The 13,370-nt window shown below is 68.0% G+C and carries 12 protein-coding genes; 4 read left to right on the forward strand and 8 right to left on the reverse strand.

The genetic code is table 11. The features are described from left to right. Together AC3WLF_RS28420 and prpB are read right to left on the reverse strand one after the other, a co-directional pair. Positions 1 to 489: citrate/2-methylcitrate synthase (locus tag AC3WLF_RS28420; RefSeq protein WP_492359122.1), on the reverse strand; the 489-nt coding region annotated here is incomplete at its 3' end. Between the two features lie 87 nt (positions 490 to 576). Continuing rightward, positions 577 to 1,485, reverse strand: a complete 909-nt coding sequence (prpB, locus tag AC3WLF_RS28425; RefSeq protein ID WP_035816536.1) for a methylisocitrate lyase — start codon at positions 1,483 to 1,485, stop codon at positions 577 to 579. Between the two features lie 281 nt (positions 1,486 to 1,766). Between prpB and prpR the strand changes: the two genes are divergently transcribed. After that, positions 1,767 to 3,731, forward strand: a complete 1,965-nt coding sequence (prpR, locus tag AC3WLF_RS28430) for a propionate catabolism operon regulatory protein PrpR (RefSeq protein WP_492356743.1) — start codon at positions 1,767 to 1,769, stop codon at positions 3,729 to 3,731. Between the two features lie 13 nt (positions 3,732 to 3,744). Here prpR and AC3WLF_RS28435 read toward each other — a convergent pair whose 3' ends face one another. Both AC3WLF_RS28435 and AC3WLF_RS28440 read right to left on the reverse strand, forming a co-directional pair. Continuing rightward, the gene (locus AC3WLF_RS28435; RefSeq protein WP_492317758.1) at positions 3,745 to 4,746 is read right to left on the reverse strand and encodes a cysteine synthase A; all 1,002 of its coding nucleotides are present in this window, start codon (positions 4,744 to 4,746) and stop codon (positions 3,745 to 3,747) included. 115 nt (positions 4,747 to 4,861) lie between these two features. After that, entirely contained in the window at positions 4,862 to 5,155 is a 294-nt protein-coding gene (locus AC3WLF_RS28440; RefSeq protein ID WP_492352618.1) for a putative quinol monooxygenase, read from the reverse strand. A 225-nt stretch (positions 5,156 to 5,380) separates the two neighbouring features. Between AC3WLF_RS28440 and AC3WLF_RS28445 the strand changes: the two genes are divergently transcribed. Further along, the gene (locus AC3WLF_RS28445) at positions 5,381 to 6,607 is read left to right on the forward strand and encodes an HD-GYP domain-containing protein (protein WP_492356745.1); all 1,227 of its coding nucleotides are present in this window, start codon (positions 5,381 to 5,383) and stop codon (positions 6,605 to 6,607) included. A 15-nt stretch (positions 6,608 to 6,622) separates the two neighbouring features. Here AC3WLF_RS28445 and AC3WLF_RS28450 read toward each other — a convergent pair whose 3' ends face one another. Then, positions 6,623 to 7,531: a LysR family transcriptional regulator gene (locus AC3WLF_RS28450; protein ID WP_492317756.1), complete on the reverse strand. Its 909-nt coding sequence runs from the start codon at positions 7,529 to 7,531 to the stop codon at positions 6,623 to 6,625. 117 nt (positions 7,532 to 7,648) lie between these two features. Between AC3WLF_RS28450 and AC3WLF_RS28455 the strand changes: the two genes are divergently transcribed. Further along, positions 7,649 to 7,966 (forward strand): DMT family transporter, encoded by a 318-nt coding sequence (locus tag AC3WLF_RS28455; protein ID WP_018313582.1) that lies wholly within the window; start codon positions 7,649 to 7,651, stop codon positions 7,964 to 7,966. 92 nt (positions 7,967 to 8,058) lie between these two features. Continuing rightward, the gene (locus AC3WLF_RS28460; RefSeq protein WP_492359123.1) at positions 8,059 to 9,390 is read left to right on the forward strand and encodes a mechanosensitive ion channel family protein; all 1,332 of its coding nucleotides are present in this window, start codon (positions 8,059 to 8,061) and stop codon (positions 9,388 to 9,390) included. Between the two features lie 12 nt (positions 9,391 to 9,402). Here AC3WLF_RS28460 and purT read toward each other — a convergent pair whose 3' ends face one another. The 3 genes from purT to AC3WLF_RS28475 form a co-directional block, all read right to left on the reverse strand. Next, positions 9,403 to 10,608: a formate-dependent phosphoribosylglycinamide formyltransferase gene (purT, locus tag AC3WLF_RS28465; protein WP_492352615.1), complete on the reverse strand. Its 1,206-nt coding sequence runs from the start codon at positions 10,606 to 10,608 to the stop codon at positions 9,403 to 9,405. Positions 10,609 to 10,870: 262 nt separating this feature from the next. Next, positions 10,871 to 12,115, reverse strand: a complete 1,245-nt coding sequence (locus AC3WLF_RS28470) for an MFS transporter (protein ID WP_492359124.1) — start codon at positions 12,113 to 12,115, stop codon at positions 10,871 to 10,873. A gap of 181 nt (positions 12,116 to 12,296) precedes the next feature. Next, complete coding sequence (locus tag AC3WLF_RS28475) at positions 12,297 to 13,289, reverse strand: Bug family tripartite tricarboxylate transporter substrate binding protein (protein ID WP_492359125.1); 993 nt, start codon at positions 13,287 to 13,289, stop codon at positions 12,297 to 12,299. Positions 13,290 to 13,370 lie beyond the last annotated feature (81 nt).

The raw sequence follows: 13,370 nt of genomic DNA on the forward strand, positions 1-13,370 counted from the left end.
GTCATCGTCGGTTTCGACTTCGATGCGGCGGCCGTTGTGGCTGTAGTGATACCAGTACAGCAGCATCGAGCCGAGGCTGGCCATCAGGCGGTCGGCGATGTCGCGCGCGCCCGGGGTGTTGTGGTCTTCCTTCTCCGGCAGCACGGTGCCCAGCACCGACACGCCGGTGCGCATCACGTCCATCGGGTGGGCGCTGGCGGGCACCCATTCCAACGCGGCCTTCACATTGGCGGGCAGCCCGCGCAGGCTCTTGAGCTTGGCCTTGTAGGCAGCCAGTTCGGATTTGGTCGGCAGCTTGCCGTGCACCAGCAGGTGGGCGATTTCCTCGAACTCGCAGGTCTCGGCGATGTCGAGGATGTCGTAGCCGCGGTAGTGCAGGTCGTTGCCGGTGCGGCCGACGGTGCACAGCGCGGTATTGCCGGCGGTCACGCCCGACAGGGCGACGGATTTCTTGGGCTTGGGAGTGACGAGCGGTTGCGCTTCGGACATCTGGGTCTCCTTTGTGTGATGCCTGGTATTGCCTGTCTGTTGTCGTGCAAGCGGCCGGGACAAAGCCCGGCCGCGCGTGAGTCTTGCTTACTTGCCCTTGCCTTGTGCGAAGAGCGCGTCAAGCTTCTGCTCGAAGTCATGGTAGCCGATGCTCTCGTAGAGCTCGGCGCGGGTCTGCATGGTATCGACCACGTTCTTCTGCGTGCCGTCGCGGCGGATGGCCGCGTAGACGTTCTCCGCCGCCTTGTTCATGGCACGGAAGGCCGACAGCGGGTACAGCACCATCGACACGCCGGCGCCGCCGAGTTCCTCGGTGGTGAACAGCGGCGTGGCGCCGAATTCGGTGATGTTGGCCAGCACCGGCACCTTCACCGCATCGACAAACTTGCGGTACATGGCCAGGTCGGTCATGGCTTCCGGGAAGATGGCGTCGGCACCGGCTTCCACGCACGCGACGGCGCGCTCGATGGCCTTGTCCAGGCCTTCGACGGCGAGCGCGTCGGTGCGGGCCATGATCACGAAGTTCTCGTCGGTGCGGGCGTCGACGGCGGCCCTGATGCGGTCGACCATTTCACCTTGCGAGACGATTTCCTTGTTGGGGCGGTGGCCGCAGCGCTTGGCGCCGACCTGGTCTTCGATGTGCATGGCCGCCGCGCCGAACTTGATCAGCGACTTCGTGGTGCGGGCCACGTTGAAGGCCGAGGCGCCGAAGCCGGTGTCGACGTCCACCAGCAGCGGCGTGTCGCACACGTCGGTGATGCGGCGGATATCGGTCAGCACGTCGTCCAGGTTCGAGATGCCCAGGTCCGGCAGGCCCAGCGAGCCGGCCGCAACGCCGCCGCCCGACAGGTAGATGGCCCGGTAGCCGGCGCGCTTGGCCAGCAGGGCATGGTTGGCATTGATGGTGCCGACTACCTGCAGCGGATGCTCGTCGGCAAGCGCCTGGCGGAAGCGGGCGCCAGCGGAGCGCGCGAGGTCGGAAGCGGAGTAGGTCATGGCGTATGCGTTGGTGAACGGGACGGGCCTAATACTGCAAGCGGTGTGCCAGGCCTTTGCCTGGCCACACGGAATATCCGCCAGCCCTTGCCAGCGCTGGGCTGGCGGGCAGGGCGGCTGGCCTGGCCACCGATTTCATGTCATCCTTTCAACACAATTGAATTCCAAAATCACAAGTTTGGAATTCAAAGTTGAAATCCCAGGCTGCGTGGCGGACAATGTGCCAGCACTGTACGCCTGTTCGTCCCGGGTTTCACCACGCATTCCTTCCGCATTGCACCATGGCTCCTCCCGTTTCCACGCAAGCCCGTCCGCGCATCTGGGCCATCGGCATCAGCCGCCTGGCGCGCGCCTTTGCCGACCTGATTCCGGCCTACGCCGACCGGGCCGAATTCCGCATCGTCGGCAAGGGTTTCGAGGCCGCCGCCAGCGCCGTGGCGCGCGAGGCGCGCGAGGGCCGGCTCGACGTGGTGGTGGCGGGCGGCTCCAACGGCGCCTACCTGCGCCAGCACGTGGATGTGCCGGTGGTGCTGGTCAAGGTCACGGGCTTCGACGTGATGAGCGCGCTGGCCACCGCGCGGCGCATCTCGCCGCGGGTGGCGCTGGTCACGCACGCGTCGACGTATGCCGAGGTGGATGAATTCGTGCGCGCGTTCTCGCTGTCGGTCCCGGCCTATACCTACCTGACCGAGGACGACGCCGTGGCGCGCGTGAAGGCGCTCAAGCAGGAAGGCATCCAGGTCGTGGTCGGCCCCGGCCTGGTGACCGACCTGGCCGACCGCTATGGCCTGACCGGCGTGTTCCTGTACTCCGGCAACTCGGTGCGCATGGCGCTCGAAGACGCGATCGAGGCCGCGCGCCTGCGCCGCATCGAGGCCACCCGGCGCGACTACGTCAACACCATCCTGGCGCACCTGAACGAGGGCGTGGCGGCGGTGGATGCCGAAGGGCGCATCCAGTCGTTCAACCCGGCGATGGAGCGTTTTCTCGGCACTTCCGTTGCTGCCGCGGTCGGGCGCAAGCTGCAGACGCTGGCGCCAAACCTGGCGCTCGAAGGCGTGATGCAGAGCGGCGACAAGGAACTGGAAGCGATCCACAAGCTCGGCGACAAGATGGTGGTGGTCAACCGCATCCCCATCATCGGCGAGGCCGGCACCGCCGGCGCGGTGCTGACCATCCAGGACGCCAGCGCGATCCAGCGCGTGGACCGCAACCTGCGCTCGCGCGCCCGCACGCGGCCGGCCGGGGTGCGCTACAGCCTGGACGACCTGGCCGGCACCTCCGCGGCCATGACCGAGCTGCGCGAGCTGGCGCGGCGCTACGCGGCAGTCGATTCCACCGTGCTGATCGGCGGCGAAAGCGGCACCGGCAAGGAGGTGCTGGCACAGGGCATGCACGACGCCAGCCCGCGCCGCGCCTTCCCGTTCGTGGCGGTCAATTGCGCGGCCTTCCCCGAGGCGCTGCTGGAGAGCGAGCTGTTCGGCTATGAAGAGGGCGCCTTCACCGGCGCGCGCCGCGGCGGCAAGGCCGGCCTGTTCGAGTCGGCCCACAACGGCACGCTGTTCCTCGACGAGGTGGGCGACATGCCGTCCGCGCTGCAGACGCGCCTGCTGCGCGTGCTGCAGGAAAAGCAGGTGCTGCCGATCGGCGGGCTCGACGCCGTGCCGGTCAACGTGCGCGTGATCGGCGCCACCCACGGCGACCTGGCCGCGATGGTGCGCGATGGCTCATTCCGGCAGGACCTGTACTACCGCCTCAATATCCTGCGCATCGAGATGCCGCCGCTGCGCGACCGCTCCGAAGACCTGCAGGAACTGGCCGAGCTGCTGTACCGGCGCGCCCAGGAGCGCCTGGGCATGGACCGGCCGCAGCGCCTGCCCGCCGCGGCCCGCGCGCGGCTGGCGCACTACCGCTGGCCGGGCAATATCCGCGAGCTGGAAAACGTGACCGAACGGATCGCCGTGCTGGTGGCCGGGCGCCGGCTGGACAGCGACGCGCTGCAGCGCGAGCTGCAGGCAGCCGTGCCGGAGCTGTTCGGCGATGGCGTGCTGGCGCCGGCCGAGGCCGACGCTGAGCCCGCCGCGCCGGCAACACGCCCGCGCCGTTCACTGGCCGGCGTGAAGCAATCCAGCGAAGTCGAGCATATCCGGCGCGTGCTGGCCGAGTGCGGCGGCGACCGCGCCGCGGCCTGCCATGTCCTCGGCATCAGCCCGACCACGCTGTGGCGGCGGCTAAAGGCGGCGTGAGCCGCGCAGGCATTTACCCGGCGGGGCCGGCACGCCGGAACGGAATCGGCTGCAGCCCCTTGCCCTCCAGCCAGGCCTCATTGAACAGCCGTGCCATGTACAGGTCACCGCGGTCACATAGCAGCGTGACGATGGTATGGCCCGGCCCCATCTCGCGCGCCAGCGCCACCGCGGCGCCGACGTTGATTCCCGACGACCCGCCCAGGAACAACCCTTCCTCGCGCAGCAGGCGGTAGACCATGTCCACGCAGGTCTGGTCGTCGATGCGCACCGCATCGTCGATGGGCGTGTCCTGCAGGTTGGCGGTGACGCGGCTGGTGCCGATGCCCTCGGTGATCGAACTGCCCTCGGACTTGAGCTCGCGGTGTTTGACGAAGTTATAGAGGGCGCTGCCGTGCGGGTCGGCCAGCACGATGCGCACGCCGGGCTTGTGCTCTTTCAGGCAGCGCGCGATGCCGGCCAGCGAGCCGCCGGTGCCGGTGGAGCAGGTGAAGGCATCGATATGCCCGCCGGTGGCGTGCCAGATCTCGGGGCCGGTGGTCTCGTAGTGGGCCTGGCGGTTGGCCAGGTTGTCGAACTGGTTGGCCCAGATCGCGTTGTCGGTCTCGTCGGCCAGCCGGCCGGCAATCTTCTGGTAGTTGTCCGGATCGGCGTAAGGCTTGGCGGGCACCGCGCGAACTTCGGCGCCGAGCATGCGCAGCCGCTCCATTTTCTCGGGTGACTGCGTATCGGGTATCACGACGATGCAGCGGTAGCCGCGCGCCGCGCACAGGTGGGCCAGGCCGATGCCGGTATTGCCGGCGGTGCCTTCGATGACCGTGCCGCCGGGCGTCAGCAGCCCGCGCCGTTCGGCGTCACGGATGATGTAGAGTGCCGCGCGGTCCTTGACCGAGCCGCCAGGATTGAGGAATTCCGCCTTGCCGTAGATATCGCAGCCGGTCTCGGCGCTCAGGCCGGCCAGCCGGATCAGCGGGGTGTGGCCGATGGTGCCGGCAAATCCATCCCTGACTTCCATGGTGCACTCCTGCCGTGCCCGCTGCGGGCGTCACATTGAGTGATAGATCGGTGCGGCGGGAATGACAAGCAGGGGGATGGCAGAAAGTGATCGGGATTGCCCCTGGCCGGGCGGATCAGGCGGCGTTGAGCCAGCGGAAACTGAAATCGCCTTCGACGAAATCCGCGCGCGAGGCGTGGAAATCGCGCATATAGGGCCGGTTCAGGTGCGATTCGAGCGCGCGCTTGGAGTCCCAGACCATGTAGATCACAAAGACCCGCGCATCCTCGGCGTCTTGCCCGACGTGGTAGTCCAGGCAGCCGGGCTCGGTCAGCCCGCGCAAGCGCAGCGTGGTGAGCTGGGATACCAGCGCCTCGCGGCGGTGGGTCTTGGCACGGGCGATGCCGACTAGCGTGTACGTTCCGGACATGGGTGAACGGGGGCGACTGGCTGGCGTCTGTGAGCACTGGGCAGGCCATTGTAGCGCCGGCGGCACCGCCCCCGGCAATGCCCGAGGACGCCGTCCGGGCATTCGGGCGGCGCTTGACAAGGGCGGGCGGCACGGTTCTTCCCCCGCAATGGGGGCTAAAGTCCTGCCGGCGGCTGCCGATAACCGGATCGACAACAAGAAAACCATCATCCGAGGGGGTAACGCATGTTGAGACGCATACGGTCGGAGCAACTGCAGGTCGGGATGTTTGTCGCCAGGCTTGGCGGCCCGTGGATCAACCATCCGTTCTGGCGCGCAAAGTTCCTGGTCGCCAATGAGGACCAGGTGCGGCAGATACAGTCGGCAGGGGTGCAGGAGGTCTGGATCGACATCCTGAAGGGCCGCAACATAGCAGCGCCGGACACGCCGGACACGCCGGAAATACCCGGACCGGTCCCGGAGTCCGCGCCCGACGCCATGGACCCGGCCACCGCGCCGCCACCCGCGGCCGCCCTTGATGCCGAGATTGTCCGCGCGCGCGAGCTGCTGCAATCCGGCAAGGCCGTGATCGGCTCGATGTTCGCCGACATCCGCATGGGCCGGGCGCTGGAGGTCAACGGCGCGCTGCTGCTGGTCGATTCCGCCTCACGCTCCCTGTCGCGCCATGGGCAGGCGTTGCTGGCGCTGGCGCGGCTCAAGGCGCGTGGCGACGAAAACTACATGCACGCCTTCGCCGTCTGCGCGCTGATGATCGCGGTCGGCCGCACGCTGGGCCTGCCCGACGACGAGGTGCGCGAGCTCGGCCTGGCCGGCCTGGTCCACGACATCGGCAAGCTGACGCTGCCCGATACCCCCATGCACAAGGCCAGCGAACGCACGCCCGAGGAAGAGGAGATCTACCGCCGGCATCCTTCGGCTGGCTACCGCATCCTGAACGAGGCCCGGCTCTATTCGAACATCCCGCTCGATGTCTGCGTCCACCATCACGAACGCGTGGACGGGCGTGGCTTTCCCTACGGCCTGGCGGGGAGCGAACTGAGCGTGCACGCCAAGATCGGCGCAATCTGCGATGCCTATGACTCGCTCACTTCCAGCCGCCCGGGCCACCAGCCGTGGTCGCCGGCCCGCGCCATGGAATACATGGCCGTGCGTGTCGACACGCTGTTCGACCGGCGCGTGTTCAAGGCCTTCACCCGCACCGTCGGCATCTACCCGCTCGGCACCGTGCTGCGGCTGCGTTCGAACCGGCTGGCCGTGGTCTGTGCGCAGAACGAGGCCGACCCGCTGCGGCCGAAGGTGATGGCGTTCTATTCCGTGTCGCAGTCAAGGCCCGTCCCAACCGAACTGATCGACCTGCGCCATAGCGACGAAACGGTGGTGGCGTTTGAGAACGCGGCCGACTGGGGGTACACAGATGAGCAGTTGATGGAGATGTATGCGGCGGCGGCCTGAACCGGGGGCAAGTCTTCATCCCGCCACCCATTCCCCTTGCCTCAGCCGCTCATACAGGAAATCGCCCAGCACCCGCACGCGCGCGCTGTGCCTGAGATCCGGATGCGTCAGCACCCATAAATCGGTATCCATGGCTTCATCGACTGGCGCCAGCCGCACCAGGTCTGGGTCGGCCCCGGCCAGCAGGCACAGCAGCATGCCGGCGCCCATGCCGTGCCGCACGGCATCCGCCATCGCCACCAGGCTGTCGGCACTGACGGCGCGGCGGGGTTCGGGCACGTGGTCGCGTATCCAGCGCGCCTGGGCAAGGTGTGACAGCGCTTCGTCCGGCACGACCCAGTCATAGGCCGCCCAGTCCGCCAGCCGCGGATGGTCGGCTTCCGTTGGCAGGCCGAGTTGCTGCAGGTAGCGCCGCGCCGCGTATGGTGCCGTCTGCAGCCGCCCGATACGACGGCCCACCAGGTACTCCGGCGGCGCATTCGCCGGCCGGATCGCCACATCGGCCTCGCGCCGGCTCAGGCTCAGGAAGCTGTTGTTGATGACGATCTGCAGCTGGATGCGCGGGTGCATCGACCGGAATTCCGCAAACAGGGGCATCAGCAGGCCACCCAGCAGCGTGTCGGTCGTGGTCACGCGCAACGGGCCGCTCAACTGGCTGTCGAGGCCGGACAACTGGCGCTGGGCCGCATCGATCTGCTCGCCGACGCCGGCTAGGCGGTGCGCCAGGGCCTCGCCGGCAGCGGTCATGGCATAGCCGGTGGCATGGCGTTCAAAGAGCAGGGTGCCCAGGGTCTCTTCCAGCCGCGCCAGCCGGCGCAGGACCGTGGAATGGTTGACGTGCAGGGCGCGCGCGGCGCCAGCGAGCGAGCCGGACTGGCCCACGGCAAGGAAGTACTTCAGGTCGTCCCAGTCTGCTTCCTGCATGTTTGCATAGCCCCTTTGCAGAATTCGCCAGTTTTCGTGCTGATCTGCACAGCCTACAGTGGCGTGGCGTGCCCGGCAATGGGTGTCGGGCGGCACACCTGGATGAAAGACATGGCGATGGCGTGGATGCTGCTGGTGCTGGCGGGCCTGATCGAGATCGTGATGGCGCTGGCGCTCAAACATACCGACGGCTGGACGCGGCCCGGGCCGACGGCACTGGGCATCGGGGCGGCGCTGGCCAGTATCTTCCTGCTCAGCGCGGCGCTGCGGCATCTGCCGGTCGGGACGGCATACGCAATCTGGACCGGGATCGGGGCGATCGGGGTGACGGTGATCGGCATCCTGTTCCTGGGCGAAAGCGCCGCGCCGATGCGGCTGGTGCTGATCGGGCTGATCTTCGTGGGGATTGGCGGATTGAAGCTGCTGCCGGCGTAGGACCTTGGGGGGAATCCGTTACGGATTCGGGGTGTGGCGGGCACGTTCTGTACACTATCTGGCCAACTCCCAGGCAATAAAGTCGCCCCTCCATGAGTTTCGATGCCCTGCTGGAGCTGTTCCAGCAACGTATTCCGGCCCATCCGTGGGCCCAGATTGCCTTGTACCTGCTGGTGCTGGTGCTGATCGCCGTGGTCGCGCAGTGGCTGTTCGGCCATGTGATGTCGCGCATCGCCCATCGCTTGCTGACGGTATGGGGCAAGGCGCCCTGGAGCAAGGCGCTGACGCGATATCGTGCCTATCGGCGCTTCGGCTATGCGGTCGGGTTCGGGGTGATCACCGTCGGCATTGGCGAAGTGCCGCACATGGGCCGCTATGCGCTGGCCATCGAGCGCCTGGCCCATGCCGGCCTGTGGATCTGCTTCTTCCTGATGCTTGGCGGCGTGCTGAGCGCCTGGCAGGACGTATACGCCAGCAGCCGCCAGGCGCAGACGCGCTCGATCAAGGGCTATATCCAGGTGGGGCGCCTCGGGCTGGGGCTGGTGTGCTCGGTGCTGGTGCTGTCGATCCTGATCAACCGCTCGCCACTGTGGATGCTGTCTGGCCTGGGCGCGCTGTCGGCGGTGCTGCTGCTGGTGTTCAAGGACACGCTGCTGTCGCTGGTGGCCAGTACCCAGCTGACCTCCAACGACATGCTGCGCATCGGCGACTGGATCGAGATGCCCCAGTGCAATGCCGACGGCTACGTCAAGGACATCGCGCTGCATACCGTCAAGGTGCAGAACTGGGACAACACCGTGACCACGGTGCCGACCTACAAGCTGTTCTCCGAGAGCTACCGCAACTACCGGCAGATGTTCGAATCGGGCGCGCGGCGCATCAAGCGCACGTTGCGGCTGGATGCGGGCAGCGTGCGCTTCCTGGAGGACCGGGAAGTGCAGGCGCTGATGCGCTTCCGGCTGCTGCACGACTACCTGGAAGAGAAGCAGGCCGAGGTCGACGAGGCCAACCGCCTGCTGATTGCCGCCGGCAATGACCCGGTCAACCGGCGCCGGCTGACCAATGTCGGCACCTTCCGCGCCTATGGCATTGCCTACCTGAAGGCGCACCCGGAGATCCACCACGACCTGCTGCTGAACGTGCGCATGATGGAGCCCGATTCGCAGGGCATCCCGGTAGAGATCTACTGCTTTACCGCGCTGACCGCGTGGATGGACTATGAGCGCATCCAGGGCGATGTCTTCGACCACCTGCTGGCGATCCTGCCCGAACTGGGCCTGCGCCTGTACCAGGCGCCGTCAGGCGCGGACCTGACCGGCGTGCGCATCTCGCCGGTGCTGGCCGCGGCGCAGGTGGCGGCGGCACAGGCCACCGTCCATCATGCGCCTGCCCACGCCGCCGCCGCGGGCAGCCATCCGATCTGAGCTGCCTGACGCTCAGCCGACCGCGCGCGGACGCACGCGGCTGGCAGCTTCCTTGGCGCGGGTGCGGGCGGTGTCGACATCGTCGGCGTACGCCAGCGCCACGCCCATGCGGCGCTTGACGAAGCTCTCGGGCTTGCCGAACAGGCGCACCTCGGTCTGCGGCACGCTCAGTGCCTGGTCCACGCCATCGAAGACCACGCCCTGGGCATCCACGCCACCGTAGATCACGGCGCTGGCGCCGGGGCTGCGCAGCGTGGTGTCGACCGGCAGGCCCAGGATGGCGCGGGCATGCAGCTCGAACTCGTTCTGCCATTGCGTGGCCATGGTGACCATGCCGGTGTCGTGCGGGCGCGGGCTGACTTCGCTGAACCAGACCTGCTCGTCCTTGATGAACAGCTCCACGCCGAACAGGCCCATGCCGCCCAGGTCTGCCGTGACCGCCTGCGCGATGCGCTGGGCGGTTTCCAGCGCGGCGGGGTGCATCGGCTGCGGCTGCCAGCTTTCGACGTAGTCGCCGCTGACCTGGACGTGGCCGATCGGGGCGCAGAACTGCGTTTCCACCTGGCCGCTGGCGCCCATGGCGCGCACGGTCAGCAGCGTGATCTCGTAGTCGAAATCGATAAAGCCTTCCACGATCACGCGGCCGTGGCTGACGCGGCCGCCGGCCATGGCGTAGTCCCAGGCCGCCTTGACGCCCTCGGGGCCGTCGATCTTGCTCTGGCCCTTGCCGGAACTGCTCATCACCGGCTTGACCACGCACGGGTAGCCGATGCCGCCGTCGATGGCAGCCTGCAGTTCATCCAGCGAATCGCAGAACTTGTACGGGCTGGTGGGCAGGCCGAGCGATTCGGCGGCCAGGCGGCGGATGCCTTCGCGGTCCATGGTCAGGCGCGCGGCGCGGGCGGTGGGGATCACGCGCACGGTGCCGGCGGCTTCCAGGGTTTCCAGCATGGGCGTGGCGATGGCCTCGATCTCGGGCACGACCAGGTGCGGCTTTTCCGCCTCGATCAGCGCCTTGAGCTGGTCCGGGTCGCTCATGGCGATGGTGCGCGCGTGGTGGGCTACCTGCTGGCCGGGGGCATTGTCATAGCGGTCGACGGCGATGGTTTCCACGCCCAGGCGCTGCAATGCAATCAGCACTTCCTTGCCCAGCTCGCCGGAGCCGAGCAGCATCACTTTGGTGGCAGAGGGGGAGAGGGGCGTTCCGAGTGTGGTCATGGCAGCGGGTGGGACGGGAAGGAAAGCCGAGATTGTACGTGCTGGGGGCTGTCTGCGGCGCCGAAGGGGGGCGCATATTGGTATGGGCCAGGGAAGGGCGCCTGGCGCGCGTGCCACCCAATTCAGCGACGAACCATAAAAAAACCCGCGCGGGGGCGGGCTTGAAAAGGCCTGAGGATCCAAGACCGGACCGCTCAGTGTTCATGCTAGGTGCTAAGCGCGCCCTCCGCATCCCCCGTTCGGGGCGGCCCGGCACAGTGTTTCAGGAAGTGGCCATCAGCGGTGGCTGCCGCCGCGTGGCCACGGCAAATGCAATTTGCGCCAGACCCGCGGCCAGCCCCAGCGTCACGCCGACCTGCCACGCCACGGTGTAGGAACCCAGCGCGTCGTAGACCAGCCCACCGCCGAAGGCGCCGAAAAAGCTGCCGATCTGGTGGCTGAAGAACGCCACGCCGCCCAGCATGGCCTGCCAGCGCAGGCCGAAGGTCTCGGCGATCCAGCCCGATACCAGCGGCGCCACGCCCAGCCACAGAAAGCCCATCACCGCGGCGAACAGCAGCGTGCTCTGCGGCGAGGGCGCCGACGTGAAGTACCAGGTCAGCGCCAGCGAGCGAATCGTATAGATGCCGCCCAGCAGCATCAGCTTGTTGAAGCGGCCGCCGGCCCAGCCGAAGAAGATGCTGCCCAGCACGTTGAAGCCGCCGATCACGCCCAGCGCCTGCGCGCTCAGCATCGGGTCCATGCCGCATACGTCCAGATACGACGGCAGGTGCGTGGTCAGGAAGACCAGCTGCATGCCGCAGACGAAATACGCCAGCGCCATCACCACGAACGGCGCGTGCCGCAGCGCGGTGCCCAGCGCTTCACGCGCGCTGTCCTGGCCGCGCCCTGCGGGCGACACCAGCGGCAGCCGGTCCACGCGCCCGGCAAACCACGCCGCGGGCAGCATCACCAGCGCCAGCAGCACGAACGCTGCCAGCCCGGCGCGCCAGCCGTAGGCCTGCGTCACCATCTGCCCGATCGGCGCCGCCAGCAGCGCGCCCAGCGAGCCCGCGCCAGACACCAGCCCCAGCACCGTGCTGCGCAGTGCCGCCGACACCGGCCGCGCCGCCACCGCCATCGCCAGGGCGCTGCCGGTGCAGGCCATCGACGCGCCAATGGCCACGCCCGCGCCCAGCGTGACGCCGACCATGCTGTGCGCGGTCGCCAGCAGCACCAGTCCGGTCACATAGAGCAGCGAGCCGGCCAGCATCAGCGGCCGGAAGCCGATCCGCGTGGCCCAGGCCCCGGCCAGCGGCTGCAGCAGGCCCCACGCCAGGTTCTGTACCGCGATGGCGATGGTGAAATCCGATACCGAGATGCCGATGTCCCGCGTCAGCGGCGGCATGAAGATGCCAAGGCTCTGGCGCAGGCCCATGGCCAGGCTGAGCATCACGGAGGCGCCGATCAGGATCGGCAATGCCGGGCGCAGGGCTTCATAGCGGGAAGGCGCGGTGGGGGTAGGCACGGTGTGGTCTCGTCGCTTGTCGTTATCGTTGTGAGCCCCGGGGCGCTTTCCATGTCTTTACATTTAAGTGTGCGCTGAATATACCGCAGGGTAGGGCGAGGGTATGCCCCAGGCCCAACCGTGTCAATTTGGCTTTGGGCGGGTCCGCCTTCCGCTTTGCCAAAGGCGGCCCCACACCTCGCTAGTCCAGATTGACCTTGGATGCCCGGATGGTCTCGCCCCAGCGCTTGATGTCGCCGCTGACCAGCGCGGCGAACTTCGGCTGCGGTTCGCCGCCCGGGATGCCGCCCATGTCGCGGAACCTGGCCACCACCTCGGGGTCGCGCATGGCCTTGCCCAGCGCTTCCTGCAGCGTGGCGGCTATGGCCGGCGGGGTCTTGGCCGGCGCAAAGAAGCCCAGCCAGCCCATCACCACGAAATCCTTCACGCCGGCCTGCGCCATCGTCGGCACGTCCGGCAGGGCCGGCAGGCGCTCGGCGCTGGTCACCGCGAGCGCGCGCAGCTTGCCGGCGCGGATCTGCGGCAGCGCCTGCGTCAGGTTGTCGAACATGAAGGTGGTTTCGCCCGCCAGCACCGAGGTGGTGGCTGGTGTCGACCCCTTGTACGGCACGTGAATCACTTCGGTGCCAGTGCGCAGCCGGAACAGTTCCGCCGTCAGGTGCGTGGTCTGCCCGATGCCGGCCGACGCGTAGGAATACTTGCCCGGGGACTGCTTGAGCTGCGCCACCAGCTCGGCCACGCTGCGCGCCGGCGCCTGCGCGCCGACCACCAGCACGTTGGCGAACGAGATCAGGTCCGTCAGCGGCATGAAGTCCTGCGGCTGGTAGGACAACTGCTTGTAGGCGCTGTAGTTGATCGCGTGCGAGCCGGTATTGCCGACCAGCAGCGTGTAGCCATCCGGCGCCGCGCGCGTGAAGGCCTGCGTGCCGATGATGCCGCCGCTGCCGGGCTTGTTGTCGACCACCACCGGCTGGCCCAGGATGGCCGATAGCTTCTGCGCCACCAGGCGCGTCGGGATGTCCGTGGTGCCGCCCGGCGCGCCGGGCACGATGATGGTGATGGGGCGCTCAGGCCAGGCCGCGGCGCTGGCGGGCAGCGGCAGCGTGGCGGCGGCGGACGCCAGCAGCAGGGCCGCGGACGTGTTGAACAGCGATTCTGGCAGCTTGTGTTTCATGGGTCTCCTCCATGTTCTGGTCTGTGTGCTGCTTGGAATGTGCGAACGGCCGGCTTGCGGCCGGCCGTTCTCTAGCCCAGG

It is taken from the genome of Cupriavidus sp. FW306-01-F10A, from assembly GCF_058782785.1.